The 26442-nt window shown below is 70.3% G+C and carries 24 protein-coding genes; 9 read left to right on the plus strand and 15 right to left on the minus strand.

The features are described from left to right. Window positions 1–891: 891 nt before the first annotated feature. Together JNW91_RS03040 and JNW91_RS03045 are read left to right on the plus strand one after the other, a co-directional pair. Window positions 892–1698 carry a helix-turn-helix domain-containing protein gene (locus JNW91_RS03040; protein ID WP_203173422.1) on the plus strand — a complete coding sequence of 269 codons (807 nt, stop codon included), beginning with the start codon at window positions 892–894 and terminating at the stop codon, window positions 1696–1698. Continuing rightward, window positions 1685–1876 carry a DUF397 domain-containing protein gene (locus JNW91_RS03045; RefSeq protein ID WP_203173423.1) on the plus strand — a complete coding sequence of 64 codons (192 nt, stop codon included), beginning with the start codon at window positions 1685–1687 and terminating at the stop codon, window positions 1874–1876. The genes JNW91_RS03040 and JNW91_RS03045 overlap by 14 nt, the downstream gene beginning before the upstream one ends. 188 nt (window positions 1877–2064) lie before the next feature. On the opposite strand, the gene araA is transcribed toward JNW91_RS03045, so the two are convergent. From araA to JNW91_RS03110, 13 genes are all read right to left on the minus strand, one after another. Next, window positions 2065–3567: an L-arabinose isomerase gene (gene araA, locus JNW91_RS03050; RefSeq protein ID WP_203173424.1), complete on the minus strand. Its 1503-nt coding sequence runs from the start codon at window positions 3565–3567 to the stop codon at window positions 2065–2067. Window positions 3568–3593: 26 nt separating this feature from the next. Beyond that, a complete protein-coding gene (yjfF, locus tag JNW91_RS03055) occupies window positions 3594–4583 on the minus strand; it encodes a galactofuranose ABC transporter, permease protein YjfF (protein WP_203173425.1) in 990 nt (329 codons plus the stop codon). Next, a complete protein-coding gene (locus JNW91_RS03060; RefSeq protein WP_203173426.1) occupies window positions 4580–5650 on the minus strand; it encodes an ABC transporter permease in 1071 nt (356 codons plus the stop codon). Before JNW91_RS03060 ends, yjfF begins: the two co-directional genes overlap by 4 nt. Beyond that, a complete protein-coding gene (locus JNW91_RS03065; protein ID WP_203173427.1) occupies window positions 5647–7188 on the minus strand; it encodes a sugar ABC transporter ATP-binding protein in 1542 nt (513 codons plus the stop codon). The genes JNW91_RS03060 and JNW91_RS03065 overlap by 4 nt, the downstream gene beginning before the upstream one ends. A 187-nt stretch (window positions 7189–7375) precedes the next feature. After that, window positions 7376–8377 carry an ABC transporter substrate-binding protein gene (locus JNW91_RS03070; RefSeq protein ID WP_407664239.1) on the minus strand — a complete coding sequence of 334 codons (1002 nt, stop codon included), beginning with the start codon at window positions 8375–8377 and terminating at the stop codon, window positions 7376–7378. Window positions 8378–8506: 129 nt separating this feature from the next. Continuing rightward, window positions 8507–9199: an L-ribulose-5-phosphate 4-epimerase gene (locus JNW91_RS03075; protein ID WP_203173428.1), complete on the minus strand. Its 693-nt coding sequence runs from the start codon at window positions 9197–9199 to the stop codon at window positions 8507–8509. Beyond that, complete coding sequence (araB, locus tag JNW91_RS03080) at window positions 9196–10875, minus strand: ribulokinase (protein ID WP_203173429.1); 1680 nt, start codon at window positions 10873–10875, stop codon at window positions 9196–9198. Before araB ends, JNW91_RS03075 begins: the two co-directional genes overlap by 4 nt. Window positions 10876–11531: 656 nt before the next feature. Continuing rightward, complete coding sequence (locus JNW91_RS03085; protein ID WP_203173430.1) at window positions 11532–12320, minus strand: ABC transporter permease; 789 nt, start codon at window positions 12318–12320, stop codon at window positions 11532–11534. Beyond that, the gene (locus tag JNW91_RS03090) at window positions 12317–13273 is read right to left on the minus strand and encodes an ATP-binding cassette domain-containing protein (RefSeq protein WP_203173431.1); all 957 of its coding nucleotides are present in this window, start codon (window positions 13271–13273) and stop codon (window positions 12317–12319) included. Before JNW91_RS03090 ends, JNW91_RS03085 begins: the two co-directional genes overlap by 4 nt. Before the next feature lie 34 nt (window positions 13274–13307). Next, window positions 13308–14150 carry a DUF4097 family beta strand repeat-containing protein gene (locus JNW91_RS03095; protein WP_203173432.1) on the minus strand — a complete coding sequence of 281 codons (843 nt, stop codon included), beginning with the start codon at window positions 14148–14150 and terminating at the stop codon, window positions 13308–13310. Window positions 14151–14221: 71 nt separating this feature from the next. Further along, entirely contained in the window at window positions 14222–14752 is a 531-nt protein-coding gene (locus JNW91_RS03100) for a hypothetical protein (RefSeq protein WP_203173433.1), read from the minus strand. Window positions 14753–14828: 76 nt separating this feature from the next. Beyond that, the gene (locus tag JNW91_RS03105) at window positions 14829–16043 is read right to left on the minus strand and encodes an FUSC family protein (protein WP_203173434.1); all 1215 of its coding nucleotides are present in this window, start codon (window positions 16041–16043) and stop codon (window positions 14829–14831) included. A 104-nt stretch (window positions 16044–16147) separates the two neighbouring features. Next, entirely contained in the window at window positions 16148–17107 is a 960-nt protein-coding gene (locus JNW91_RS03110; RefSeq protein ID WP_203173435.1) for an SDR family NAD(P)-dependent oxidoreductase, read from the minus strand. Between the two features lie 279 nt (window positions 17108–17386). Between JNW91_RS03110 and JNW91_RS03115 the strand changes: the two genes are divergently transcribed. Continuing rightward, entirely contained in the window at window positions 17387–19618 is a 2232-nt protein-coding gene (locus JNW91_RS03115) for a hypothetical protein (protein WP_238424269.1), read from the plus strand. 9 nt (window positions 19619–19627) lie between these two features. On the opposite strand, the gene JNW91_RS03120 is transcribed toward JNW91_RS03115, so the two are convergent. Further along, on the minus strand, window positions 19628–20383 hold the full coding sequence (locus tag JNW91_RS03120) for an SDR family oxidoreductase (protein ID WP_203173437.1): 756 nt from the start codon (window positions 20381–20383) through the stop codon (window positions 19628–19630). Window positions 20384–20514: 131 nt separating this feature from the next. Here JNW91_RS03120 and JNW91_RS03125 point away from each other — a divergent pair, with 131 nt between their 5' ends. The 3 genes from JNW91_RS03125 (at window position 20515) to prfH (ending at window position 23163) form a co-directional block, all read left to right on the plus strand. Continuing rightward, a complete protein-coding gene (locus JNW91_RS03125) occupies window positions 20515–21168 on the plus strand; it encodes a class I SAM-dependent methyltransferase (RefSeq protein WP_203173438.1) in 654 nt (217 codons plus the stop codon). Between the two features lie 211 nt (window positions 21169–21379). Further along, on the plus strand, window positions 21380–22546 hold the full coding sequence (locus JNW91_RS03130) for an RNA ligase RtcB family protein (protein WP_203173439.1): 1167 nt from the start codon (window positions 21380–21382) through the stop codon (window positions 22544–22546). After that, window positions 22543–23163: a peptide chain release factor H gene (gene prfH / locus JNW91_RS03135; RefSeq protein ID WP_203173440.1), complete on the plus strand. Its 621-nt coding sequence runs from the start codon at window positions 22543–22545 to the stop codon at window positions 23161–23163. Before JNW91_RS03130 ends, prfH begins: the two co-directional genes overlap by 4 nt. A gap of 2 nt (window positions 23164–23165) precedes the next feature. Here the strand turns inward: prfH and JNW91_RS03140 are convergent, their stop codons facing one another. Continuing rightward, entirely contained in the window at window positions 23166–24059 is an 894-nt protein-coding gene (locus JNW91_RS03140; RefSeq protein WP_203173441.1) for an alpha/beta fold hydrolase, read from the minus strand. Between the two features lie 236 nt (window positions 24060–24295). On the opposite strand from JNW91_RS03140, the gene JNW91_RS03145 reads away from it, so the two are divergent. The 3 genes from JNW91_RS03145 to JNW91_RS03155 are packed head-to-tail and all read left to right on the plus strand — an operon-like array spanning window position 24296 to window position 26307. Then, the gene (locus tag JNW91_RS03145) at window positions 24296–25078 is read left to right on the plus strand and encodes a hypothetical protein (RefSeq protein ID WP_203173442.1); all 783 of its coding nucleotides are present in this window, start codon (window positions 24296–24298) and stop codon (window positions 25076–25078) included. Beyond that, a complete protein-coding gene (locus JNW91_RS03150) occupies window positions 25071–25433 on the plus strand; it encodes a winged helix-turn-helix domain-containing protein (RefSeq protein WP_203173443.1) in 363 nt (120 codons plus the stop codon). The genes JNW91_RS03145 and JNW91_RS03150 overlap by 8 nt, the downstream gene beginning before the upstream one ends. A gap of 52 nt (window positions 25434–25485) precedes the next feature. Further along, window positions 25486–26307 carry a PIG-L family deacetylase gene (locus tag JNW91_RS03155; protein WP_203173444.1) on the plus strand — a complete coding sequence of 274 codons (822 nt, stop codon included), beginning with the start codon at window positions 25486–25488 and terminating at the stop codon, window positions 26305–26307. Window positions 26308–26442 lie beyond the last annotated feature (135 nt).

A 26442-nucleotide genomic window follows, 5' to 3' on the forward strand; every position in this document is an offset into this window, starting at 1 on the left:
ACGTACCCGGCCCGGCATCCGCATCGCCGGCCGGCTCACCGAATCGTCGATGTGATCGCTAACAGCATCTCCGCCGCGCCGCTGGGGCCGGTTGACCTCGACGAGTAGGGGCGGATCGGAGTCGCTCCACGGAAGCATCGATCCAGATAGATTCCTAATGTTATCGATAACATGACCGTAGTCAAGACGAGACGTTGGTCGGCGGGCCGAGCTGGCCACGGGGGATCGTCGCGGCGACCTTGTCTCTTGATCGTTGACAGCTGGGCGAATCGACACGCGGAGCGACTGAGCTGCCACCGACACAACGCCAGACCACCGCCACCGCACCTCAGGGCCTCGCCGAGTGTCGGGCACGGCGAGTCGTTGACAGCCAACCAAGGAAGCGGACGTGCATCCCGGCCAGGTCGGGACGGCCGCCGATGCGGATGAGGTCGTCAATGGCCACCCGCATCAAGGTAGCGAGGTAGAGCGCCAGAGCGATCGAATGACCATGGAACTCTGCGGCAAGGCTGATCTGAGCCGGACCGCACGGCCACGGGGCAGCGCAGTTGCGGCACAACCAGGCGGGCCGCATCGGCAGGTGTGGTGGCCTCACCATCCACCCCGGCCCGCCGCACGTGTTAGCCCCACACGCTCGACTCAATCGCCCTGCCGCAGCCGACGCGGCGGTGACGGTTTACCCGCATGGCACCCCCTCGGTAGTTGGAAGGCCGCCCCAGAGTGCTCACCTGAGGTGCGGCCCCGGCACGACCAGCTCGTGCCGCCTGATGACACTCTGCTGTGGTGACCGTTACGCTCGGAAGGTGTCTCGGGCGTCCGGGCTGAGCTGATGAAACAGGCTCCCGGTAATTGGCGACGCGAGTAGTCGATCTTCGTATTGGGGAGCACTGGATGGCCGACGTACCAGGCCCGTTGGCGGCGTTCATCGTTGGCGAGATTCGCCGTGCGAGAGGTGCAAACGGGATGACGCAGGACGCATTCGGCCGGGCTGCCGCATTCAGCCCGTCACACGTCAGCGCCGTGGAGGGAGGCACGCGAGCGCTCACGATGGACTTCGTCAAGGGCGCAGACAGAGCGCTCGACAACGGTGGGCTTTTCGAGCGCCTCGTGGTGAAGCTTGGAGTGCCGTCATGGTTCCTGCCCTGGCTGGACGCCGAGAGCAGCGCGACGCAGCTTCGCTGTTTTCAGCCCACTCTCGTTCCTGGCCTATTGCAGACCGAGCACTACGCCCGCACCGTGCTGCGAACCGTGGACAGCCTCACCGATGACGAGGTCGAGCAGCGGGTGAAGGGGCGGATGAGCCGGCAATCGATCCTGACGGGCGAACGTCCACCGCAGTTTGTCGCCGTGCTGGACGAGGCCGCATTACGGCGTACCGGTGATGGCCTGGGCGGAATCATGGCCCAGCAGGTCGCCCACCTGATCGCGGTGGCCGAGCTTCCGCACGTCCACGTCCATGTCATCCCCACAGGGAGCGGCCTGCATGTCGGGCTGTCCGGGCCGTTCGCGCTGGCCCGCTCGACTCAGGGCCTGTGGGTCGGGCACCTCGAAAACCAGCTTGGTGGGGATGTCATCGACAAGGACGATGAGGTGGCTACGCTTCAGGCGAGGTGGGAGAGCGTCCGGAACGAGGCGCTTCCTCGCCGACAGTCCATCGACCTGTTGAAGGAAGTGGAGAGTCAGCATGGACCTCAGTAACGCTCGGTGGCGCAAGTCCACCCGCAGCGGCGCGAGCGGCGGCGACTGCGTCGAGGTCGCCGACAACCTGCCCGGCATCGTGGCGGTCCGCGACTCCAAGGACCCGGCCGGCCCGGCGCTCGCCTTCGCCCCGGCACCGTGGCGTGCGTTTGTCGCCCAGCTCGTCAAGCGCACCTGACCCAACCATCGACAGGCGCGAAGCGCCCGCCCTCGTCCGGGGCGGGCGCTTCGCTGCGCCTGGGCCGGGCTCAGTCGGAGCTGGAGATGATCGACTCGGCTTTCCTGGTGTCGGGGCGTCCGGGACGGACGGTTACCCCGATTTCAAGAAGCCGGAGTCGATCATGCGGGCGCGTCGGCAACTGCGCTTCAGAAGCCTCGGGCCAACCGGTAGTAGGCCTGGTTCCAGCGGATCTCGTCGGCGAAGCGACGGGGCTGGGTGTCGGCGTCGATCACGACAAGCTCGGTACGGCTCATCTCGGCCAGGTCGTGCAACTCCTCCACACCCACCGCCTGGGACAGCACGGTGTGGTGCGGTGCGCCAGCGGTGATCCACGCCTCGGCCGAACCGGGCAGGTCGGGTCGCGGGCGCCACACGGCGCGGGCCACCGGCAGCCGGCGCAGCGGCTGGGGCGGAGCGACCACGTCGATCTCGTTGGCCACGAGCCGGAAGCGCTCGCCCATGTCGGCCAGCCCGAGCACCACCGCCGGGCCGGGAGCGGCGTCGAAGACGAGCCGGACCGGATCCTCCCGCCCGCCGATGCTCAGCGGGTGGATCTCCACGTTCGGCACGCCGGCGGCGATGGTCGGACAGACCTCCAGCATGTGGGCCCCGAGCACCAGCTCCTCGCCCGGGGTGAGGTCGTAGGTGTAGTCCTCCATGAACGACGTCCCGCCGTCCACACCCACCGACATCGCCTTGAGGGTGTGCACCAGCACGGAGGTCTTCCAGTCGCCCTCGCCACCGAAGCCGTAGCCGTCCGCCATCAGCCGCTGCACCGCGATGCCGGGCAGCTGACGCAGGCCACCGAGGTCCTCGAAGTTCGTCGTGAACGCCCGGAACCCGCCCTCGTCCAGGAAGGCGCGCATGCCCAGCTCCAGCCGGGCCGCGTACCGCAGGGAGTCGTGCTGCGCTCCCCCGACGACCAGACTCGGAACGACCCGGTAGGTGTCCTCGTACTCCTTGACGAGGTCGTCCACCTGCGCGTCGGTGACCTCGCCGACCACCTCGACCAGGTCGTTGACGCCGTAGGTGTTGACCGACACCCCGAACCGCAGCTCCGCCTCGACCTTGTCGCCCTCGGTCACCGCGACGTCGCGCATGTTGTCGCCGAAACGGGCCAGCCGCAACGACCGCATCGCCGACCAGCCGAGCGCCGCGCGGGCCCACGCCCCGACCCGCGCGCTCACCCGCGGGTCGCTGACGTGCCCGGCCACCGTCTTGCGGGCCACACCGAGCCGGGTTTGGATGTACCCGAACTCGCGGTCGCCGTGCGCGGCCTGGTTCAGGTTCATGAAGTCCATGTCGATGTCGTTCCACGGCAACAGGACGTTGGCCTGGGTGTGCAGGTGCAGCAGCGGCGTCTGCAGCGCGTCCAGACCGGCGATCCACATCTTCGCCGGAGAGAAGGTGTGCATCCACGCGATAACCCCGATGGCGCCCTGGGCGGCGGCGTCCCGACAGACCTGCAGGATCTCACCGCTGTTGGTCAGGACGGGCTTCCAGACCACCCGGGCGGGAATCTGCGGCGAGTCGTCGAGGGCGGCCGCGATCTGACGGGACTGCTCGGCGACCTGCCGGAGCGTCTCCTCGCCGTACATGCCTTGGCTGCCGGTGAGGAACCAGATCTCGGGTTCGGTGTGTGGTGCCATGGGGTTGCCTTCCGCGAGAGGGGCGGTCACTTGTAACGGATTCCGATGAGGCGCTGGAGGAGGATGAACGCGAAGAGCAGACCGCCGATCACGATCTTGGTCCACCAGGAGTTGAGGCTCCCGTCGAAGGTGATCAGGGTCTGGATCACGCCCAGGACCAGGACGCCGAGCACCGTGCCGAAGACGTATCCCGAACCGCCGGTGAGCACCGTGCCTCCGATGACCACGGCGGCGATGACGTCCAGCTCCATGCCGACGGCGATCAGCGGCGCGCCGGAGAGGGTGTAGAAGGACAGCAGGATCCCGCCGATCGCGGAGCACAGGCCGCTGATCGTGTAGACGGCGATCCGGGTCCGCCCCACCGGCAGGCCCATCAGCAGGGCCGACTGGGGGTTGCCGCCGATGGCGTACACGTTGCGCCCGAGCCGGGTGTAGGCCAGCGTGTACGCGGCGACGGCGACCACGACGAAGGCGATCAGCACGCTGATCGAGACGAAGTTGCCCCGGGGATCACCGATCCGCTCCTGCGAAATCCTGGTCCAGAACCCGTCGGTGATCGGGATGGACGAGCCGGAGATGAACGTGCACATCCCCCGGGCGAAGAACATCCCGGCCAGCGTGACGATGAACGGCTGGATCTCGAAGAAGTGGATGGCGCAACCCATCAGCAGGCCGAGCGTCGGGCCGATGAGCAGGGCGATGACGAGCACCAGCGCCGCCGGCAGACCCTCCTGGAGCAGCCACGCCGACACCATCGCCGTCATGGCCACGACGGACCCGACCGACAGGTCGATGCCGCCGGTGAGGATCACGAAGGTCATCCCGATCGCGACGACGAGCAGGAAGCCGTTGTCGATGAAGACGTTGAAGATGACCTGCACGTTGGAGAACGCCGTGTACTGGGACACGCCGATGCCGTACATGACCAGCAGGAGGGCGAGCGTGGCCAGGACCGGTATCTGCCGCCTCGGCAACCGGAGGCGGGCACGACCAGCGGTGAGCGATCCAGTGGTCATGCCGGCACCTGCTCCTTCGGCTTGTCGGCGATGGCGTTGGGCGTCGGAACGTTTCGCCTGCGGCGGGTGAACCGGGCCCGGAAGGCCGGCGCCTGGATGAGGCAGACGGCGATGACGACGACCGCCTTGAACAGCAGCGAGGTCTGCGGTGAGATGTCCATGGCGTACACCGTCGTGGTCAGGGTTTGGATGATCAGCGCGCCGATGATCGTGCCGCTGAGGAAGAACCGCCCGCCGGCGAGGGACGTACCGCCGATGACGACCGCGAGGATGGCGTCCAGCTCCACCCAGAGGCCGACGGCGTTGCCGTCGGCACTGGAGACGTTGGCCGTCATCATGAATCCGGCGATCGCGGCGCAGGCGGCGCTGAGCACGTACGCGAGGAAGACGACCCGGCCGGAGCGGATGCCGGCCAGTCGGCTCGCCTCGGCGTTACCGCCCACCGATTCGACGATCATCCCGAGTGCGGTGCGACGCGTGAACGCGGCGACGACCAGGGCCGCGGCCAGGGCGATGAAGATGGCCAGCGGCAGGGTCAACAGGTGGCCCAGCCCGATCGCCCGGAACGGCTCGGAGTTGATGGTGATGATCTGCCCCTGGGTGATCAGCTGGGCGAGGCCCCGGCCGGCCACCATCAGGATCAGGGTGGCGATGATCGGTTGGATCCCGATGACGGCCACCAGCACCCCGTTCCAGGCGCCGAGCACGAGCGCGACCCCGAACGCCATCGCGAGGGCGGCCAGCACCACGGCAAGACTGTTCTGGTCGGGTTGCTTGCTGATGTACATGCAGGCGATCGCGCCGCTGATCGCGCAGACCGACCCGACCGACAGATCGATGCCGCCGGTCGAGATGACCAGGGTCATGCCCAGCGCGACGAGGATCAGCGGCGCGCTCAGCCGCAGGATGTCGATCGGCGAACCGTACAGGTGCCCGTCCTTGAGCTCGATGGACAGGAAACCGGGCCGGTAGATCGTGTTCGCGGCGAGCATGACGACGAGCACGGCGGCGGGCCAGAACAGGCGGTGACCGGTCACCGCCCGGTAGCGGCCCATGGTGGCGTTCATCGGTCTGCCTCCTCCCGGTGGGAACCACTGGCGATCGTCTGCATGATGCGGTCCGCGTCCAGGCTGTCGTCGTTGGCGAGCTGCGCGACCATCTGGCGGTCCCGCATGACGGCCACCTTGTGGCTGAGGCGCAGCACCTCCTCCAGCTCGGCGGAGATGAACAGCACGGCCATGCCGCCGTCGGACAACTGGGTCACGAGCTTCTGGATCTCGGTCTTCGCGCCGATGTCGATGCCCCGGGTCGGTTCGTCGAGGATCAACAGTCGCGGCTCGGTGATCAGCCACCGGGCCAGGAGCACCTTCTGCTGGTTGCCGCCGGAGAGGTTGCGGACCGGCACCTCCGGGTCCGCGGGCCGGATGTTGAGGGCCTTGATGTACTTGTCGACCAGCTCGTCCTGGCGACGACGCGGGACGGGCCGCAGCCAGCCGCGGGCCGCCTGCATGGCGAGGATCATGTTCTCGCGGACCGACAGGTCCGCGACGATGCCCTCCGCGCGACGGTTCTCCGAACAGAAGCCGACGCCGTGGTCGATGGCCTGGGCGGGGGTGCGCAGACTGCTCGCCGTGCCGTCCACCGCGACCTGACCACCGTCGGTCCGGTCGGCGCCGAACAGCAGCCGGGCAACCTCGGTACGCCCGGAGCCCAGCAGGCCGGCCAGGCCCACCACCTCGCCGGCGTGGATGGTGAGGCTGAACGGCTCGACCGCGCCCGCCCGACCGAAGTTCGACACCGCCACCAGGGGGGTGCCCTCCTCCAGCGCGGCCAGGTCCCGTCGGGAGTGCTCCTCGATGCCCTCCAGGACGTCGAGTTCCTTGCCGATCATCTTCTCGACCAGGGAGAGCTGGGGCAGCTCGGTGGTGAGGTACTCGCCGACGAGCCCACCGTTGCGCAGCACGGTGATCCGGTCCGCGATCTCGTAGACCTGGTCGAGGAAGTGCGTCACGAAGAGGATCGCGATGCCCTCGTCGCGCAGTTGGCGCATGATGCGGAACAGCTGTGCCACCTCGCCGGCGTCGAGGCTGGACGTCGGCTCGTCCAGGATCAGCACCCGGGCCTGGATGTCGATCGCGCGGGCGATGGCGACCATCTGCTGGATCGCCAGGGAGTACGAGCCGAGCGGTGCGCTGACGTCGAGGTCGAGGTCGAGGCGGGCCAGCAGGGCTCGGGCGCGGCGACGGACCTCACCCCAGCGGACGGCGCCGAGGAGCCGGGGTTCGCGGCCGATGAAGATGTTCTCCGCCACCGAGAGGTTGGTGCAGAGGTTGACCTCCTGGAAGACGGTGCTCACTCCGGCGGCGGTCGCCTGCATCGGCCCGCTGAAGGACACCGGCTCGCCGTCGAGTGTGATCGTGCCCTCGTCGGTGTCGTAGACGCCGGTCAGCACCTTGATGAGGGTCGACTTGCCGGCGCCGTTCTCGCCCATCAGGGCGTGCACCTCGCCGGGGAAGAGCCGGAAATTGACGTCGTGGAGTGCGCGCACCCCGGGGAAGGACTTGCTGATCCCGGTCATCGTCAGGACCGGACGGCTATCCGTCATCCCATCAGACCTCTTCTGGGTTGTCGACACGGAAGGGCCGCTGCGCTCCCGCGACGCCCGCCCGGTCGTCCCTGGGGGTCGCTCGGGCGGGCGTGGTACGGGGTGGTCGCGGGCCAAGCCCGGTCCGTTTCGGGTATGGAGGCGACGCGGCGGGGCCGCCACGCGAACGCGGCGACCCCGTCGTCGATCAGTACTTACGGTTGGGCAGCGCTTCCTTGGCCTGCTCAGTCGTGAAGGTGGTCTCCTCAGTCTCGATCCGGGCAGGCACCTCCTCGCCGGCGTGGACCTTCTTGGCGAGGTCCATGAGCTGCGGGCCGAGCAGCGGGCTGCACTCCGCGATGAAGTTGAACTTCCCGTCGGCGAGAGCCTGCATGCCGTCCTTCACGGCGTCGACCGTGATGATGGTGATGTCCTTGCCGGGCACCTTGCCGGCGGCGGTGATCGCCTCGAGCGCGCCCAGACCCATGTCGTCGTTGTGCGCGAACAGCACGTCGATCTTCGGGTTGGCCTTGAGGAACTGCTCCATCACCTGCTTGCCGCCGGCCCGGGTGAAGTCACCCGGCTGGGAGGCGATGATCTTCAGGTTCGGGTTGGCGGCGATCGCCTCGCCGAAGCCCTTCTTGCGATCGTTCGCCGGCGCCGCACCGGTGTTGCCCTGCAACTCCACAATGTTCACCGGGCCTGAGGCGGTCTTCTTCTGCTCGACCAGCCACTCACCGGCGAGCCGGCCCTCCTTGACGAAGTCCGAGCCGAGGAACGTCTTGTACAGGGACTTGTCGGCCGAGTCCACCGAGCGGTCGGTCAGGATGACCGGGATGCCCGCGTCCTTGGCCTCCTTGAGCACGGTGTCCCACCCGGACTCCACCACCGGCGAGAAGGCGATCACGTCGACCTTCTGCTGGATGTAGTTGCGGATCGCCTTGATCTGGTTTTCCTGCTTCTGCTGCGCGTCGTCGAACTTCAGCTCGATCCCCGCCGCGGCGGCGGACTCCTTGATCGAGGTGGTGTTCGCGGTACGCCACCCACTCTCCGCACCGACCTGGGAGAAGCCCAGCGTGATCTTGCCGTCGTCCTTGGAGCCACCGCCGGTGTCGCTGTTGCCGCAGGCCGCCACGCCGCCGACCAGCAGCACGCTGGCGAGAACCGCGACAGCGCGCCACGGAGCGGACTGCGTTCGCATCTTTCCCATCGAATCTCCTTGGCTGGATGTGGTGGGTAACCGCGCCAACCGCCGAGGTGCGAAAGAGCGGCGTACGCGGGTGGTGCGTGCTGGTACGTCGTGGTGCAGACCGACAGGTCCCGGATGGCCGGTGCAGGGTCAGGAACCCGCCGGTGCGACTGGTTGTTGACCGTAGACGTTCTGGTACCGGTCATAAAGAGCATCGATGTCCGCCTGCGCCATCGGCACCGGCTGCCCGAGGGTGTGGGCCAGGTGCGCGGTACGGGCCACGTCCTCACACATCACCGCCGCCTTGACCGCCGCGCGGGCGTCGCGGCCGATGGTGAACACGCCGTGGTTACGCATCAGCACCGCGGGCGAGCGGTGCCCGGAGAGCGTGGCGACGATGCCCTTGCCGATGTCGTCACCGCCGATCAGCGCGAACGGGCCGATCGGGATCTCCCCACCGAACTCGTCGGCCTGTGCGGTGAGGTGGCAGGGAATCGACTCCCCACACGCCGCCCAGGCGGTCGCGTACGAGCTGTGCGTGTGCACGACGCCACCGACCTCCGGCATGGCCCGGTAGACGTAGGCGTGGGCGGCGGTGTCGCTGGACGGGGCGAAGTCCCCCTCGACGAGAACGCCGTCGAGGTCGCACACCACCATCGTGGCCGCGGTGAGGTCGTCGTAGCTCACCCCGCTCGGCTTGATCACCATCAGGTCCTGGCCGGGGACGCGCGCGGAGACGTTGCCGGACGTCCAGGCGACCAGGTTGTACCGCGTCAACTCGGCGTGCAGGCGGGCGACGGTCTCGCGCAGCTCGCCGATCTGTCGGCTCACCTCGGCGTTCATGCGACAACCTCCAGCGCGGTCTCATGCGTGGTGGCGGCCTCGACCGCCGCGTTCCGGATCGCCCGTAGACGGAGCATCACGTCGTTGCCGCCGCGTCCGAAGTGGTCGTGCAGCGTCCGGTACTCGGCGTAGAGCGCGTCGTAGGCCCGCGCCCGGTCGGGATCCGGACGGTAGACGGCCTCGTGCACGCGTCCCATCGCCTGCGACGCCTCGTGGACCGAGGGATACTCGCCGGCGGCGACGGCGGCATGGATCGCCGAGCCCAACGCCGGCCCCTGCGACGAGGCGATGATGTTCAGTGGTCGCCGGGTCACGTCGGCGTAGATCTGCATCAGCAGCGCGTTGTTGGTGAGGCCACCGGCGATCACCAGGTCGTTCACCGGGACTCCGGCGTCGACGAACGCCTCGATGATCATCCGCGTGCCGTAGGCGGTGGACTCCAGCAGCGCCCGGTAGATGTCCTGCGGCCGGGTGGCCAGAGTCATGCCGACGATCATCCCGCTGAGGTCGTGGTTGACCAGCAGGGAACGGTTGCCATTCCACCAGTCCAGCGCGATCAGGCCGTGCGCGCCGACCGGCTGGCTCGCCGCCAGCTCGGTCAGGCGTTCGTGCGAGTCGACGCCGGCCGGAGCCGCGTGCTCGACGAACCAGCCGAAGATGTCACCGACTCCGCTCTGGCCGGCCTCGTAACCCCACGCGCCGGGGCTGATGCCGCCGTCGACGACGCCGCACATCCCGGCCACCTCGGCGACGTGGGTGCCGTTGACCACGTGACAGGTCGAGGTACCCATGATCGCGACGAGTCGACCGGGCTCCACAGCCTGCGCGGACGCCGCGGTGACGTGCGCGTCGACGTTGCCGACGGCCACCGCGATCCCCTCCGGCAGGCCGGTCCACGCGGCGGCCTGGGCGGTGAGCGCACCGGCCCGGGCCCCGAGGGGCAGCAACGGACCGTCCAGCTTGGCCACGAAGTCGCCGAAGTCCGGGTTGAGCGCGGTCAGGAAACCCTCGGATGGGTAGGTGCCATCCTGCAGGATGCCCTTGTAACCGGCCGTGCAGACGTTGCGGGTCTCGGTGCCGCTGAGCTGCCAGACGATCCAGTCGGCCGCCTCGACGAAGCGCTCGGCCCGGTGGTAGACCTCCGGGTCCTCCTCCAGCATCTGCAGGCCCTTGGCGAACTGCCACTCGGCGGAGATCTTGCCGCCGTACCGGCCGATCCACGGCTCAGCCCGCTCGTGGGCCAGCGCGTTGATCCGGTCGGCGTGCGGCTGCGCGGCGTGGTGCTTCCAGAGCTTCACCCAGGCGTGTGGCCGGTCGCGCAGCTCGGCTGTCTCGCAGAGCGGAGTGCCGTCGGCGAGCGTCGGCAGCACCGTGCAGGCGGTGAAGTCGATGCCGATGCCGACCACCGCCGCCGGGTCCACCCCCGCGGCGGACACCGCCGCCGGAACGGCGTACCGCAGCACGTCGCGGTAGTCCTCGGGGTTCTGCAGGGCCCAGTCCGGCGGAAGCGGTCGACCTCCCGGAAGCGCCGTGCTGATAACTGCGTCGCCGTACTCGTGCACCGCGGTCCCCAGCTCGGCGCCATCGCCGACCCGGACCACCAGAGCTCGTCCGGACAGGGTGCCGAAGTCGACACCGACGACGTAGCGGTCGCCAGCTCCGTCCACACGGTTCATGTTCACCTCCACCGTTAACGGAGATAGTGTTAACGCTCACATCCAGACTCGTCAAGACATCTGACCGCAACAGCTACGTAACGGAACGCCGACGCCAGATCGACTCGGGCGCGTTGATATCGGAACGGTGCAAAACGCGCGATCCTGGTGTCGACCGCGGTGCGCGGCGACCGAGCGGACCGACGCGCGGCGGGCGGCGACTCGGGCGTCCCTCGCCAGGCAAAGCGACGGGTGCGGCGTTCCGCACTGCCGCGCGGGACCGTCTCATCGCGACCGCCCGCCGGCGGTTGGCGATGTCAGCGATAACATCGCCGGCGCGGCCCGCCCGCATGATCAGATCAATGGAACGACGCTCAGCCACACCGGGCTCGGAGCCGAGCGCTGCCGACGGCGGTACAGCCACCCCGCAGCCGGACCCCCGGCGCGTGTTATCGATAACATTCGACGTTTCCATTCCGCCGCCGACCCGTGAGCGCCGGGCGTCGCGGTCGTGATCGACTCCGTGTCGGCGACGTCGCGCGCTCTCGGCGACCGGACCCGGAACCGTCGGCGACGTGGAGTGGATCATGCGCAGCCCGCGACACGGACAGCCGACGCCCGGCCTCCCCGGGCCGCCGTCGGTCGTCACGATCGCCGCGCGTCCGGCGCCTGCCGGATCAGGCGGCCCGACTGCGGTTGTACAGGGCCTTCGCCCAGAGGAAGCAGACCACTGAGAGGACGGCGCACCAGGCGACCGCGAGGATCGCGTTGGTGCCGATCCCGGTGCCGAAGAGCAGGCCACGGAGGGTCTCCATGACGGGCGTGAACGGCTGGTAGTCGGCGAACCAGCGCACCGGCGTCGGCATGGAGTCGGTGGGGACGAACCCGCTGCCGAGGAACGGCAGGAGCACCAACGGCATGGGCAGGTTGCTCGCCGTCTCGACACTCTCGCTCACCAGGCCGAGGGCGACGGACAGCCAGGTGACCGCAAAGGTGATCATGGCGAGGACGCCGAACACAGCGAGCCACTCGACCGGGTTGGCGGTGGGTCGGAACCCGACGAGCAGTGCCACGCCGGTGACAGCCGCGAGACTGAGCATCGTCTGGATCGCGCTGCCCAGCACGTGGGCGGTGAGGACCGAGGGCCGGAAGATCGCCATCGTACGGAAACGGGCGATGATGCCCTCGGTCATGTCCATGGCGACCGAGATCGCGGTGCCCTGCGCCGCGCTGGCCACGGTGATGAGCAGGATGCCGGGGGTGACGTAGTTGGCGTAGTCGGCGCGGTCACCGGAGGGCCCGAGGCCGGCACCGAGCGTGCCACCGAAGACGTAGACGAACAGCAGCAGCAGGATGATCGGGATACCGATGAGCATGAGCGTCAACGACGGGTAGCGCCGCATGTGCAGGAGGTTGCGTCGCAGCATCGTGCTTGAGTCGCGGACGGCGAGGGTGAGGGTGCTCATCGCGCCATGGCCCTTTCGTGGTCGGGTTGGCCGGTCAGGGTGAGGAAGACGTCGTCGAGGTCGGGGGTGTGCACGGCGAGACCGGCCACGCTGATCGAGGCACGGTCGAGCTGGTCGAGCAGGGCCCGCAGGGACCCGACCCCGCCGTCACTCGGCACCTGGAGGGTGAGCGCCGCGTCGTCCCGGGTGGACGAGACGAGGGTGCGCGCCGCCGCGTCGAGTTCCGCCTGGTCGGCGAACTGGAGCACGACGTGGCCGCCGGGAATGAGCCGTTTGAGTTCGCGCGGGGTGCCCTCGGCGATCAGCCGGCCGTGGTCGAGGAACGCGACCCGGTCGGCGAGCTGATCGGCCTCCTCCAGGTACTGGGTCGTGAGCAGGATGGTGACGCCGCCGGCGACGAGTTCGCGGATGATCTCCCACATGGCGCGGCGGCTGCGCGGGTCGAGGCCGGTCGTCGGTTCGTCGAGGAAGATGACGCGCGGCTCACCGACCAGCGTCATCGCGAGATCGAGCCGTCGGCGCATACCGCCGGAGTACGTCGACACCGGCTTGCCCGCCACCTCGACCAGGTCGAACTGGACGAGCAGGTCGTCGATGCGTCGCCGGCCGGCGGCCCGGTCCAGGTGACACAGGTCGGCCATGAGGCGCAGGTTCTCCCGCCCGGTGAGCAGGTTGTCGACGGCGGAGAACTGGCCGGTGACGCCGATCAGGGCGCGTACGGCGTCGGCTTCCCCGTTCAGGTCGTGACCGCCGACGCGGGCGTCGCCGCCGTCGGCGTCGATCAGGGTGGAGAGGATCCGCACGATGGTGGTCTTGCCGGCACCGTTGGGGCCGAGCAGCGCGAATATCGTGCCCTCGGCGATCTCCAGGTCGATGCCGTCGAGCACCACCTTGTCGCCGTAGGACTTCCGCAGGCCGGTGGCGCTGATCGCGGGTCGCAGGGGTCTGGCCATGGTTGCCTCGATTCGTGGACGTGGCGGACGTGGATCAGGCGCGGCGGATCATGATGTCGCCGTAGGCGGTGTTCGCCCGGACCTCGACCGTCTCGTCGGTCTGCGCCGGGCTGTCGGTCGTCTCGAGCGCGTTGTGCACGCGGCCGTGTCGGGAGCTGACGTCGAGCCAGGCCGCGGTGCCGCGCCGGACGCCGACCTCGATCGCGCCGTAGGAGGTCTGCAACTCGATCGATCCCCGTACGACCTCGCCCAGCCGGACGTTGCCGTAGGCGGTGCGGGCGTTCACCGAGGCCGTCGGCGCGTCGACGGTGATGTCGCCGTAGGCGGTGTTGATCCGCACGTCCCCGCCGCTCTGACCGATCCAGCAGTCGCCCGAGGAGTTCTTGATCTCGGCGGTGCCGTCGACCGCACCGATGCGAACCTTGCCGGAGGACGCCTTCACCCGGGCGGAACCGGCAACGCGTTCGACCGCGATCTCGCCGTGGCTGCTGTCGATGTCGAGCGGCCCGGTCTCGTCGAGCCGAATCCCACTGCCGGTCTTGATCCGGCACTCACCGAGCCGGCCCTCGCAGCGGAACGCCACCCACGACGCCTCGGCGTACAGCCGCGACCCGGCGGGCACCTCGATCAGGACATCGACCGACGGCCCGGCGCCGAAGCCGTAGCGACGCCAGCTCTTCGGCACCCTGATCAGCAGTTTGCCGGCGGCGTACTCGACGGTGGTCTGCTCGGCGGCGCTCACGTCGGCCTTGCTCGACGGGTCGCGGGGCCGCACCCGCACCACCGTGTCGGTGCGGTCGGTCGCGGCGATCCACGCGTCGCCGACGGGCATCTCGATCTGGACGGAAATCGGCTCTGGTGTGTCGAAAACAGGCATGGTGGTCTCCCGGAAGGTGGTCGGCGGAGGTCACCGCCGGTGGGCGGCGTAAGGAGAGGGGGGTACGGGGGTCAGCGCGCCCAGCCGGTGAAGTGCTGGCCGGACCGTGGCGGCTCCACCCGGCGAGGTGGTTGACGGTCCGTGCCCCCGCCGGCCCCGATCGCGCCGGCGACGGCTCGCACCAGCCAGGCGTTGACCGACAGCCCGGCCCGGCTGGCCGCCTCGTCGACGCTGGCCTTGAGGTGGTCGGGGAGGCGGAGGTTGATCCGGGAGGTGCCGCCCTCGTCACCCTCGGGCGGGAGCAGCGGCGCCGGCACCGGCGCTGGCTCACCGACCTCGGCCGCCCTGTCCGCCGGTGGGCTGGCCGGCGTCACCACGAAGTCGGGCTCGCGCCCGCGTAGTCGGACGTGCACCGCCCCCGGGGCGAGTTCGCGGGTGATCTCGTCGGCCGCGTCGGAGAGCGCCTCGAGCAGCGTGAGGCGGGTCGCCGCCTCCAACTGGGCGAAGAGCCTCTCGGCCAGCGCCCGCGCCTCCGGATCGACGCCCTCCGCCGCCACGGCGAACTCGTTTCGCAGGTTCTCGACGTACAACCTCAGCTCCATGGCGCCATCATGGCACCACTTTGGCTCAAGATGCAACAGCCTTGGCTCAAGCTGCTGCCACCGGTTGCGCCAGGGGTCACCGACCCCGGGTGACAACAGGTGGTCGAAGATCGCCGAAGTCGCGCCGGACCAGGCGATTCGCCGCCTCCTGGGTCAGCCCGGTACCCACCATCAGGTCGCTGACGGTCGTCCGAATTTGGGCCACCACGACGGCACCGGAGAAACCAACGCCCGCCCGGTACGCGTCACCGGCGGCGCGGACCGCCCGCAACGCCTGCTCCCGTGCCCGGAGAGGCTCGTCGCCGGCGGCGAACTGCCGCTTGAGCAGCCGAACCGTCTCGGCCAGGTCGGCGACCGCCCTCGGCATCGGCTCCGGGACCGGCTCGCCATCCTCGATCAACGTCACCACCCGGCGGATCAACGTCCCGCTGTTCCGCATCGCCCTGTCAATCGGCTCCGCCACCTGCGCGTACCGGCCCACCGGTCCGTGCCGGTAATGCCAGTTGACCGGCGACAGGGCGTTGGTCTCCCGAGCACCCCTGGTCGCCTCGATCAGGGCGTTCACCTCCTCCGCGTTCTGCCGCAGCTCGGTCAACGCGGCACGGGCACGGGCGACGTCGCGCTCGCGCAGGGCGGTGGCCGTCGCGTCGAGCTGAGTGGTGAGCAGATCCATCGCCGGCCGCGCCGCCCTGTTCAACACCCGCAACGGGTTCAGCGGCAGCAGTACGGCCGTCACCAGCAGCGCCACCGCTCCCCCGATGAGGGCGTCGACGAACCGGGGGACCTCCAGGTCACGCACGGACGGACTGAGCGTCGCGATGAGCACCGCCGTGGCCCCGGCCTGGAGCACCACCGCCGCGCTGCCGACCAGGAACAACGCGACCATGATGGCCAGCACGACGATCAGACCGAGTTGCCACCACCCGGTGCCGATCACCACGAGCAACAGGTCACCGATCAGCACCCCGACCGTGACACCGATGATCAACTCGATGGTCCGGCGCAGTCGTTGACCGACCGACGCGGCGAGCGTGGACACCGCGGAGATCGGCGCGAACACCGGCTGCGAGATGTGCAGCAGCTCGTACGCCACCATCCAGGACAGCGCCGCGGCCAGTCCGGCCTGCACGGCCAGCCCGCCGATGGCGCGTACCCGACGCCACCGGTCCCGCAGCGCCGCGACCGCACGGTCACGCAGCCGGACGAGGGCCGCCGTCGGTCCCGCACGCGCGCTGGTGTCGTCCCGGGTCAGCGTCCCCCCGCCCGCTCCGTGCCGACCGACAGCGACCATGGCGGCGCCTACCCGACCGTAACCAGATCAATCCTGTTCCGCCCTGAGGTGCCCTGCGCCCCTCGACCCAGCCCGGCGCGACCCGCACCGGCAGCCGGTCGCGCTCAGCGCGTGACCACCGCCTTCTCGGTGTACGCCCAGAGCCGGTCGGCGGCGGCCGGGTCCAGCGCGTGGGCGGCCACCCCCGCGGTGGCGTCGGGGCCACCGGGCACGACCTCCGCCTCCTGGTTGTCGTCGAAGTACCGGCCACTGACACCGTCGAGCAGAGGCGAGCCCGCGAGCAGCACGGTAGTCGACGCGCCCTGGGCCGGCGTCTTGTAGTGGTCGGTCTCGACGAGGTTGCCCGCCTCGTCCACGGCACCCAGCGCACGCATCGTGTCGTCGTCGACGTAGCGCTGGAGGTTGGTGAAGACGTAGCCGGGGTTGAGGGCGTTGGCGGTGATCCCGTCCTGCGCCCACCGCCGGGTGATGCTGACCGCGAGCAGAATCTCCGCGGTCTTCGACTGGCCGTAGGCCAACCACGGGTCGTACGCACGCCGCTCGAACTGCGGGTCGTCGAAGTCGAACGGTGCGGCCAGGTGGGCGCCGGAGCTGACCAGCACGACCCGGGCGGCCTGCGCAGCCCGAAGGCTGGCATGCAGCCCTCTGGTGAGCGCGAAGTGACCGAGATAGTTGGTGGCGAGTTGGAGCTCCCAACCCTGCGCGGTGACCTGACGGGTTGGAATCGCCATGATCGCGGCGTTGGCGACCAGTGCGTCGAGGGGACCCGGGAACCCCTCGACGAACGCGTCGACCGACTCCAGGTCGGAGAGGTCGAGCGCAGCTGACCTGACAGCGCCCCGGCCGGCGAACTCCTCGACGAGCGCGTTGGCACGCCGGGGATCGCGGGTGGCGATGGTGACCTCGGCGCCGGCGCCCGCCAGGGCGCGCACCGTCTCGACACCGATGCCGGAGGCGCCCCCGGTGACGATCATCCGACGCCCGGTGAGGTCGACTCCGTCGAGAATCTCGGCGGCGGTGGTGCGCGCCGTGAAGGGTGTGGTGAGACGTTGGTTGGCTGTCATGTTCGCCAGGCTACGAACGGCAACCCCGGACCGCGTGCAGTCCGACCACATCCGCGGCGGTTCGGACACCGTCGCGACCGCAGCTGGCCCGAGCCGCGCAGTCCGGGTAGCCGGACCAGGTCGGCCGACGGCGAGTGGGCGGCGGTCGACCGTCCCCCTCGGCGGCGATTGGGGCCGCCCGGGTCGGGTAGAACGCGGGGTGGGACCTGCCTCGGCTGGAGAACGTGCCCAAGGCTGGCCGAGACGCGTCGGGGGGCGATGGCGGATGGATCAGCGCGGTTGAGCGGGCCGGACGTCTCCGGCGACGTCGTGGAGTTGCGCGTGCACGGCGTCTCCGGTGCGGGCCCCGACCAGGTGCTGGACCTGCGGCAGATAACGCAGGTCGCGGGCGACCGCAGCGGAGGCTTCTACCGGCAGCGACCCCGGCGTACGCACACCAGCGCGGTGCGCGGGGTGACGTTGGAGGCGTACCGCTGGGGTGACCTGCCCTCCGGGACGGTGGCCCGCACCCTGGCACTGGTGATCCTGTTGCCGTTCATGCTGGTCAACGTGGCGATCTGGATGCGCCCGGCGAATTCCGGTTCGGAGGCCATGGTCAAGTCCCTGTGCCGGGTGCTGGCGCTCACCCTCACCGCGCTCTACGTGCTCGCCATCTGCGGCGTCGCCCTGGATCTGGTCGGCTGGAAGTGCACGGCCTCGCCGCGCTGCCTGACCGGCCGCAGTTGGTTGTCCTGGTTGGGCGGGCAACCTGTCGGGCTGCGACTGGCGGTGCTCGCGCTGGTACCGGCCGCCGCCATCGGCCTGGTCTGGCGGTTCAGCAACCGACCGGGAAGGGCGTTCGACGCATTCCGCGCACCGGACCGGGAGGTCTGCGAGCTTCCACTCGGCGCGGTCGGTCAGTGGGACGCCGAGCCACTGGTGGGGCGGTTGCGCTCCATCCACGTCGCCGCCGCGTTCGCGACGCTGAACCTCACGCTGCTGCTCGCCCGAGCCGCGGCCGGCGCCACGGTCATCACGATCGCGCTGGCCGTGGTCACCGCAGTGATCCTGGCCGCCTGTGTGGCCCTGCTCTGCACGCCCCCGCTGATCGACCGGGGCACCACGAACCACCGACTCGACCGGGTCACCTCCACGCTGCGGACCATCGCGGTCGTCCTGACCGTCCTCGTCGTGGTCCACGTTCTGGCCAGCCCCCAGCCGTGGAGCGGACGGCGCGGTCTCCCGGGCTACGACACGACCCTGGCCGGCGTGTTCGTGGCCCAGACGACGCTGCTGGCCGCCCTCGGCGTGGTGCTGCTGTGGCGCCGCGACCGACGGCCGGGCGTCACGCCGATGTTCGGGCTGGGAGCCCTCGTGATCGCGGCCACCGGGGTCAGCCTGGGGGTGGCGTACTCCGCCGAGCTGGTCTACCGGGCGGCGGACTTCCTGGACCGCGACCTGCCGACCGGTGCGGGCATCGCCACCGGCCCGCCCCGGGCGTACACCTGGGCGATCTTCGGCTTCCTGCGCGCGGTGCTACTCACGCTGGTCGTCGCCGGCCTGCTCGTCCTCATGTCTCGACGTGGCCGGCAGCGCGCCGCGGCGGCGATCGTCGCGCACGACTACCCGAACCCACCCGCGGAGGCAGGGCCCCGACTCCGGCAGGTCCGAACCGCGATCGCCCGCGCCCGGTTCACCGAGAAGCTGGTGCCGCTGGCGGTTGCCTACGGCTGCTTCGCCGGACTCGGCACGGCCACCACCACCGTCGGCCTGCTCGGGCGCTTCCCGAGTGACGTCGTCGAGCGGTTCGCCGGGCTGCCTGCCAACGCGGTCACCTTCGGCATCGCGTTCGGAAGTTGGGTGATCGCGGCGATCATCCTCGGCCTGATCATCGGCGGCGTCTTCGCCTACCGGACCGTCCCGTTCCGGCGGCACGTCGGCGTCCTCTGGGACCTCGGCACCTTCTGGCCCCGGTCCGCCCACCCGTTCGCGCCACCCTGCTACTCCGAACGGGCGGTGCCGGAGCTGACCCGGCGCATCACGTACCTCGTCGGACGCGGGAACGCGGTGCTGCTCACCGGGCACAGCCACGGCTCGGTGCTGCTCGCCGCGACGGTGCTCCGGTTGCCACCGCACGTCGGCAACCGGGTCGCCCTGCTCACCCACGGTTCGCCGCTGCGACGGCTCTACGCGCGGCTCTTTCCCGCCTACGTCAACGACGCCGCGCTGCGCGAGATCGGCCACCGGGTCGGCTGGCGTTGGGTGAACCTGTGGCGCGACACGGACCCCGTCGGCGGTTGGGTCTTCTCCGCCCACCGGTCGCCGGCACCCTCCACCGTCGCTGACCCGGCGGACGCGGTGGATCGCCGGCAGCGCGACCCGTGCGACGTGGTGACACCTCCCAGCGACAGCGTGCCGCCACCGATCGAGGGACACTGGCCGGGCGAGTCCGACGAGCCGTTCACCCAGGCGGTGCGCGAGCTGGTGCGCCGCCTCAGTGAGCGGACGGGCCCGCCCGCCCCGCCGACGTAGCGGCCCGGGTCACTTCCCGCCGGCCGTCCGGGCACGCCAGTCCTCCAGACGCGTACCGGCGATGCGGGCGCCGTCGGCGGGCACGAGCGAGCGTTCGCCCAGCTTGGTGCCGAAGTACCGGGCATCCGGGTCGGCCACCACGGTACGGGGATCGTGCTGGGCCGCGAGGACGGACCGGCCCAGTTCGTCCATCCGGAACTCTTCCGGGCCCGCGACCTCGACCACGCTGTTCGTCGGCGCCCCCACCGCGACCTCGGCCACCGCCGCCGCGACGTCGTCGGCCGCCATCGGCTGAATGAGCACCGGCGCGAGGTGGACCGTGTCGCCCTCCGTGGCGGCGTCGATGATGCCCTGGACGAACTCGAAGAACTGCGTGGCGTGCACCAGCGAGTACGGCATCCCGGACGCGGCGATGAGTTTCTCCTGGGCGACCTTCGCCCGCATGTACCCGCTGTCCGGGATCCGGTCGCAACCCACGATGGAGAGCGCCACGTAGTGGCCGATCCCCGCCTCCGCCGCCGCGGCCAGGAGGTTGCGGGTGGACGTCTCGAAGAACTCCAGCACGGCGGCGTCCTCGAACGACGGCGAGTTCGACACGTCGACGACGACGTCGGCACCGGCGAGCGCCTCGGCCACGCCGTCGCCGGTCAGCGTGTTCACACCGGTCTTCGGCGACGCCGGCACCGCGTCGTGGCCCTGCGCGCCGAGGATGCCAACGAGCTTGGAACCGATGAGGCCGCTGCCCCCGATGACGACGATCTTCATGGTCGGACCACTTCCTTCTGCCTGCGCTGGGTTGAATCGTCTTGCCACCAGTAAGACGGAAACCGTGCGCCGATGCGTGACAATCGCCGGAGAAGGTACGCGGAGCTCACCCACCACCACTGGAGGTCGGCATGGCCGCGGTTTCCCACCCGGTGTTCGCCCGGGTCTACGAGCGGCTCAGTGTCGCCATGGACCGCGCCGGCACGGCGGAGCACCGACGGGATCTGGTCGCGGGCCTGTCCGGCCGGGTGATCGAGATCGGGGCGGGTAACGGCCGGATGTTCTCCCACTACCCACCCGGGGTGACCGAGGTCGTCGCGGTCGAACCGGAACCACGTCTGCGCGCCGCGGCCCTCCGCGCGGCGCCGACGGCGCCCGTGCCGGTCACGGTCGTCGACGGCCTGGCCCAGTCACTGCCCGCCGGGGACGGCGAGTTCGACGCCGCGGTGGTCGCGTTGGTGTTGTGCACCGTGCCCGATCAGGCGGTCGCGCTCGCCGAGGTCAGCCGGGTGCTGCGCCCCGGCGGCCAGTTGCGGTTCTTCGAGCACGTCGCCGCCGAGGAGCCCGGCCGTCTGCGGCGGGTCCAGCGGATGGTCGACGCGACACTGTGGCCGAGGCTCTTCGCCGGCTGCCACACCAGCCGCGACACCATCGCCGCCATCGGGGCGCAGGGCTTCGTCATCGAGGATCTGCGGCGGTTCCATTTCCCGGCGGCCAGCAACAGCCCGTCCTCGCCCTGCGTCCGTGGACGCGCGGTCCGACCGGTGCCGGCGAACCCGCGCTGAGGACCAGCGTCGGGGCGGCGCCGCTGGCGAAGCTTCCGTCCTGCCGGTGACCGGTGACGGCCGCGAAGGAAACTCGCTTGCCGCACGCGGCGGGCTCCGCGAGAGTTACCTCCATGACGTACTGACGGACACACCCCTCGCTCCGCGCCCCCGGTGACGACTCCCGGGGCCGTGCCGCCGTCCGTCCGTTCTCCGCGAAAAGTGAGCATCCTTGTCCCAGGAGCACTCCCCCACGCCCGCAACCGTCACCGTCTTCGCCTCGCCCGCGAGCTGGATCGAGTCCGCCGCGCTCGCGCAATGTCAGCAGGTCGCCGCCCTCGACGGCATGCTCCACGTCGCCGCGATGCCGGACCTGCACCCCGGCAAGGGCGCTCCCATCGGCGCCGCCATGGCGTCGACCGTGCTGTACCCACACCTGGTGGGCTCCGACATCGGATGCGGCATCGCCGTGTTCCCCGTCCAGCTCAAGCGTGCCGTACCCGAGCGCCTCGCCACCCGGTTCCCCGACCTGGACCGCGCGCTCGACCCGGAGCGGGACGCCGACGACCCCGCCTGGGCCGTCGTGCGGGGTGCGGTTCCCGCCGGGCACCTGGACGGGTTGGGTACGGTCGGCCGGGGCAACCACTTTGTCGAACTGGCGCGCGTCGACACCGTCCTCGACCCGGGTCACGCGAGCCGTCTCGGGCTCGACAGCGGAGCGCTCGTGCTGATCGTCCACAGTGGTTCCCGTGGGCTGGGCGAGCGGATCCTGCGGGCGCACACCGAGGTCCACGGTGCGGGCCGGGCCGCCGACGCCGATGACTACCTGGCGATGCACGACGCCGCCGTGCGCTGGGGTTCGCTCAACCGCCGGGTGCTCGCGGCCCGTGTCGCGTACGCGTTGGGGGCCGAGCCGACCGAACCGATCGTCGATCAGTGCCACAACCTGGTCGAGGTCCACGACGGGGTCTACCTGCACCGCAAGGGTGCGGCGCCGGGCGACGGTCGGGACGTGCTCATCGCCGGTACGCGGGGCACCGCCTCCTATCTCGTGGCCGCGCACGCCGGAGCGGAGGCCAACCACTCGGTGGCGCACGGCGCGGGCCGCAAGATGTCGCGCGCCGACGCCCTGCGCCGTGGCCGGGCCAAGCACACCGTCGAGGAGTTGCGTCGTACGCCGGTGGGCTCGCTGGTGGTCTGCGGCGATCGTCAGCTGCTGTTCGAGGAGGCGCCGACGGCGTACAAGCGCATCGAGCAGGTGATCGCCGACCTCGTCACGCACGGTCTGGCCACGCCGGTGGTCAGCACGAGGCCCGTGGTGACCTACAAGACGCCCGAGTTCGGGTCCGCGTCCCGAGCCGAGCGGCGGGACCGGCGGCGCGGGCGGGGCCGGTCATGAGCACGTACCTGTTGCTGTCCGCCGGCCGCGGCCCGCAGGAGTGCGCCTGGGCGCTGGCCCGACTGCTGCACCGCCTGAGCGGCGACGCCGATCGTCAGGGGTTGACGGTTCAGCAGGTCCAGGCCGTGCCGGGCGAGCGGCCCGGCACCTACCGTTCGGTGCTGATCCGGATCACCGGCGCGGACCCGGTGGCGTTCGCCGCCTCGTGGACCGGCACCCTGTGCTGGCAGGCGCCCAGCCCGTACCGGGCGGGCGTCGGCCGCAAGAACTGGTACGTCACCTCGCGACCGCCCCGGAGCGACGCTCCGCCGACGCCGTTCGCCGAGTCGGACGTCGACATCGTCGGGTGCCGTACCGGCGGGCCGGGCGGTCAGCATCGGAACAAGGCCAGCACCGCGGTGCGGGCCACCCACCGACCCTCGGGCATCGTCGTGGTCGTGGACGAGGAGCGGCAGTTCGGCCTCAACCGTCGCATCGCGCTGCGTCTTCTGCGCCAGCGGGTCGAGGCCGGCGACGAGGCGGCCCGGCGGGCTGTCAGCACCGCCCGCTGGCGCGTCCACGACGAACTGGTCCGCGGCAACCCCGTGCGCGTCGAACGCCCGAGGGCTCAGCGCTGAGCTCAGACGTCCAGCACCGCCTCGGCGAAGGCCCGGGGTGCCTCCTGCGGCAGGTTGTGCCCGACGCCGCCGCCGACGGTGCGGTGCTCGTACCGCCCGGCGAACTGCTTGCCGTAGACGCTGGGGTCCAGGTGTGGCGCGCCGTTGGCGTCGCCTTCCAGGGAGATGCTGGGCACCGTGATCTTCGGCTTGGCGGCCAGGCGCTTCTCCCACTCGGCGTACTGCGACTCGCCGTCGGCCAGGGCCAGCCGCCACCGATAGTTGTGGATCACGATGTCGACGTGGTCGGGGTTGTCGAAGGCCGCCGCGCTGCGCTCGAACGTCGCGTCGTCGAAGGTCCACCTCGGGGAGGCGGCCTGCCAGATCAGTCTGGCGAAGTCGCGCCGGTTCTTGTCGTAACCCTTCCGGCCGCGCTCGGTGGCGAAGTAGTACTGGTACCACCAGGAGAACTCGGCCTTCGGCGGCAGCGGCACCGTGCCCGACTCCTGGCCGTCGATCAGATAACCGCTCACCGAGACCAGGCCCCGGCAGCGCTCGGGCCACAGCGCGGCCACGACGTCGGCGGTGCGGGCACCCCAGTCGAAGCCGGCGAGTTTCGCGGTCTCGATGGAGAGTGCGTCCATGAGGGCGATGAGGTCGAGCCCCATGGCCGCCGGCTCACCGTTGCGCATGGTGTCGTCGGACCGGAATCGCGTCGTGCCGTAGCCACGCAGGTACGGCACGACCACCCGGTGGCCGGCGTCCGCCAGCAGCGGCACGACATCGACGAAGCTGTGGATGTCGTACGGCCAGCCGTGCAGGAGGATCACGGCGTCGCCGTCGGCCGGCCCGGCCTCCACGTACCCGACGTTCAGGACCCCGGCGTCGACCTGCTTGACGTCATCGAACGGTGCCATCCGCGCGGCCCCCCTCAGCGGCTCTCCCCGGCTTCTGCCTGCGATTTCGCGGTCTTCGACAGGCCCAAATCGTAGGGCGTCTCGACGAGCGTGTCGGGCGATCCGACAAGGAGCCGGCGACTGATGGCCACGTGCAGGACGATGCGCCGTCAATGCGCGAGGTGCGCGCCGGCTGACAACGCGTGTATATTCTTTGCATTGCAGAGCAGGTAACTGATGCAAAGTTAGGAAGCGCCATGGACCAGGCGAGCCGGCGACAGGCCACGCAGACCTTGGCCGAGCTGGAGCGACTGCGGCGACGCACACGGACGCGGACACACGGCGGAGCGTGGCTGCCGGCACTGGGCATCGCGGTGCTGCTGCTCGCCAGCTGCGCCCTCTACGACCGTCCGTTCGCCTCGACGAACAGCGTCTCCGCCGACTCCCCGTTCTGGGCCGGCCTGCCCGACCAGCAACGCAGCCCACTCGCGTCGTACCTGTTCTGGTTCCTCGGCACGCCGCTGCTGTTCGCCGCCGTCGCCGCCTGGTATCACTGGCGGTCCCGGGCACTGGGCCTGCGGGTGGCCTGGCGGCCGTTCGTCGGCACGGGCCTCGGCGTCCTCCTCCTCCTGGCCGTGCTCGCGGCCGTACCGCGACAGGAACAGCGGCTGGCCGACACCCTGGTCACGAATCCCGACTACTTCTGGCTGGCAGGTCTGCTGACGCCGCTGCTGCCGATCGCGGCGGCGGTGGTGGCCCTCGGCTGGGCGGAGCGCAGCTGGGGGCTGCTGGTCGCCGGTGGATGGATCGCGGCCCTCACGGTCTGGCTGTGCGGCTGGTTCCCGATGGGCTACCTGCCCGGCTGGGCCATCGACCTCCTCGCCGGTGACCTCGGCGCCGTGCTGGGCGGGACGTCGGGTTCGTTCGGCGGCCGGTTCGACTGGAGGCCAGGGTTCTGGCTCGTCCTGATGGCCCTGCCACTGATCACCTTCGCGGCGGTGCGTGGTTGGCAGAGCTGGCGGGCGGCCGACGATGGCTGATTCCCCACCGCCACCGTCCCATCCAGCGCTCGCCCTGAACGACACCGTGCACCAGCGCGTACGGCTGGCGATTCTGACCATGCTGAGCGAGGCGCGGGAATGCAGATTCTCCACCCTGCGCGACGAGCTGGGTCTGACCGACGGCAACCTCAACCGGCATCTGCGGATCCTGGAGCAGGCGGGCCTGCTCCAGGTGGTCAAGGGGTACGAGGGCCGACGGCCCGCCACCTGGCTGCGGCTGACGCGAGAGGGCCGAGCGGCGCTGCACGCCGAGATCACGGCCCTGGAACAGCTGGTCGACCGACTGCGTAGCTCGGGCGCCACCCAGCGCGACCGCAGCCCCGACGCGACCTGACCGCCTTGGTGGCGCCGCCTGCCCGCGATCTCCACCCTCGTAGGCTGACGGCATGGCTGAACGATCCCTGACCCTGATGGCGGTGCACGCGCACCCCGACGACGAGGCAACGAGCACCGGCGGCGTCCTGGCCCGCTACGCGGCTGAGGGCATCACGACGGTCCTCGTGACCTGCACCGACGGCCGGTGCGGTGACGGCCCCGGCGGGGTGAAGCCCGGCGACCCGGGGCACGACCCGGCGGCCGTCGTGGCGATGCGCCAGGCCGAACTGGAGGCCAGCTGCGCGGCTCTGAAGGTCACCCACCTGGAAACCCTCGGCTACGCCGACTCCGGGATGATGGGTTGGCCGACCAACGATTTGCCCGGCGCGTTCTGGGTCACGCCCGTGGACGAGGCGGCGGACCGGTTGGCGGAGCTGATCCGGCAGTACCGCCCGGACGTCGTCGTCACCTACGACGAAAACGGCTTCTACGGCCACCCAGACCACATCCAGGCCCACCGGATCACGATGGCGGCCGTCGCGAAGACGGACGTCCCCGCGAAGGTGTACTGGACCACCGTGCCGCGTACGGCGTTCGCGGAGTTCGGCAAGATCATGCAGGAACTCGGCGTCGAGTGGGCCGAGCCGGACGAGTCACAGCCGCAGCTCGGTCTGCCCGACGAGGAGATCACCACCTGGGTCGACACGCGGGCGTACGGCGCGCAGAAGTTCGACGCGTTGGCCACGCACGCCAGCCAGACCGAGAACATCTTCTTCCTCCAGCTCGGCCGGGAGCGGTTCACCGATCTGATGGGCATGGAGACGTTCGTCCGGGTTCGGGACACCACCGACGCACCGCTGCCCGAGGATGATCTGTTCGCCGGCCTCCGCTGACGTCGTCCGGACGTCAGCGGGTGGCGTGGCCCCTGTCGTCGCGAAGACGGACGTCCCCGCGAAGGTGTACTGGACCACCGTGCCGCGTACGGCGTTCGCGGAGTTCGGCAAGATCATGCAGGAACTCGGCGTCGA

The sequence above is a fragment of the Micromonospora parastrephiae genome (assembly GCF_016802865.1).
Lineage (GTDB): Bacteria > Actinomycetota > Actinomycetes > Mycobacteriales > Micromonosporaceae > Micromonospora > Micromonospora parastrephiae.

Bases quoted from the DNA above. Each gene is read 5' to 3' on its own strand.
- JNW91_RS03085 (WP_203173430.1), bottom strand. From the start codon at position 12,320: ATGAGCACCCTCACCCTCGCCGTCCGCGACTCAAGCACGATGCTGCGA.
- JNW91_RS03110 (WP_203173435.1), bottom strand. From the start codon at position 17,107: ATGACAGCCAACCAACGTCTCACCACACCCTTCACGGCGCGCACCACC.
- araB (WP_203173429.1), bottom strand. From the start codon at position 10,875: ATGAACCGTGTGGACGGAGCTGGCGACCGCTACGTCGTCGGTGTCGAC.
- JNW91_RS03075 (WP_203173428.1), bottom strand. From the start codon at position 9,199: ATGAACGCCGAGGTGAGCCGACAGATCGGCGAGCTGCGCGAGACCGTC.
- JNW91_RS03155 (WP_203173444.1), top strand. From the start codon at position 25,486: ATGGCTGAACGATCCCTGACCCTGATGGCGGTGCACGCGCACCCCGAC.
- JNW91_RS03060 (WP_203173426.1), bottom strand. From the start codon at position 5,650: ATGAACGCCACCATGGGCCGCTACCGGGCGGTGACCGGTCACCGCCTG.
- JNW91_RS03120 (WP_203173437.1), bottom strand. From the start codon at position 20,383: ATGAAGATCGTCGTCATCGGGGGCAGCGGCCTCATCGGTTCCAAGCTC.
- JNW91_RS03105 (WP_203173434.1), bottom strand. From the start codon at position 16,043: ATGGTCGCTGTCGGTCGGCACGGAGCGGGCGGGGGGACGCTGACCCGG.
- JNW91_RS03125 (WP_203173438.1), top strand. From the start codon at position 20,515: ATGGCCGCGGTTTCCCACCCGGTGTTCGCCCGGGTCTACGAGCGGCTC.
- JNW91_RS03070 (WP_407664239.1), bottom strand. From the start codon at position 8,377: ATGGGAAAGATGCGAACGCAGTCCGCTCCGTGGCGCGCTGTCGCGGTT.
- JNW91_RS03140 (WP_203173441.1), bottom strand. From the start codon at position 24,059: ATGGCACCGTTCGATGACGTCAAGCAGGTCGACGCCGGGGTCCTGAAC.
- JNW91_RS03145 (WP_203173442.1), top strand. From the start codon at position 24,296: ATGGACCAGGCGAGCCGGCGACAGGCCACGCAGACCTTGGCCGAGCTG.
- yjfF (WP_203173425.1), bottom strand. From the start codon at position 4,583: ATGACCACTGGATCGCTCACCGCTGGTCGTGCCCGCCTCCGGTTGCCG.
- araA (WP_203173424.1), bottom strand. From the start codon at position 3,567: ATGGCACCACACACCGAACCCGAGATCTGGTTCCTCACCGGCAGCCAA.
- JNW91_RS03065 (WP_203173427.1), bottom strand. From the start codon at position 7,188: ATGACGGATAGCCGTCCGGTCCTGACGATGACCGGGATCAGCAAGTCC.
- JNW91_RS03095 (WP_203173432.1), bottom strand. From the start codon at position 14,150: ATGCCTGTTTTCGACACACCAGAGCCGATTTCCGTCCAGATCGAGATG.
- JNW91_RS03150 (WP_203173443.1), top strand. From the start codon at position 25,071: ATGGCTGATTCCCCACCGCCACCGTCCCATCCAGCGCTCGCCCTGAAC.
- JNW91_RS03100 (WP_203173433.1), bottom strand. From the start codon at position 14,752: ATGGAGCTGAGGTTGTACGTCGAGAACCTGCGAAACGAGTTCGCCGTG.
- JNW91_RS03090 (WP_203173431.1), bottom strand. From the start codon at position 13,273: ATGGCCAGACCCCTGCGACCCGCGATCAGCGCCACCGGCCTGCGGAAG.
- prfH (WP_203173440.1), top strand. From the start codon at position 22,543: ATGAGCACGTACCTGTTGCTGTCCGCCGGCCGCGGCCCGCAGGAGTGC.
- JNW91_RS03040 (WP_203173422.1), top strand. From the start codon at position 892: ATGGCCGACGTACCAGGCCCGTTGGCGGCGTTCATCGTTGGCGAGATT.
- JNW91_RS03045 (WP_203173423.1), top strand. From the start codon at position 1,685: ATGGACCTCAGTAACGCTCGGTGGCGCAAGTCCACCCGCAGCGGCGCG.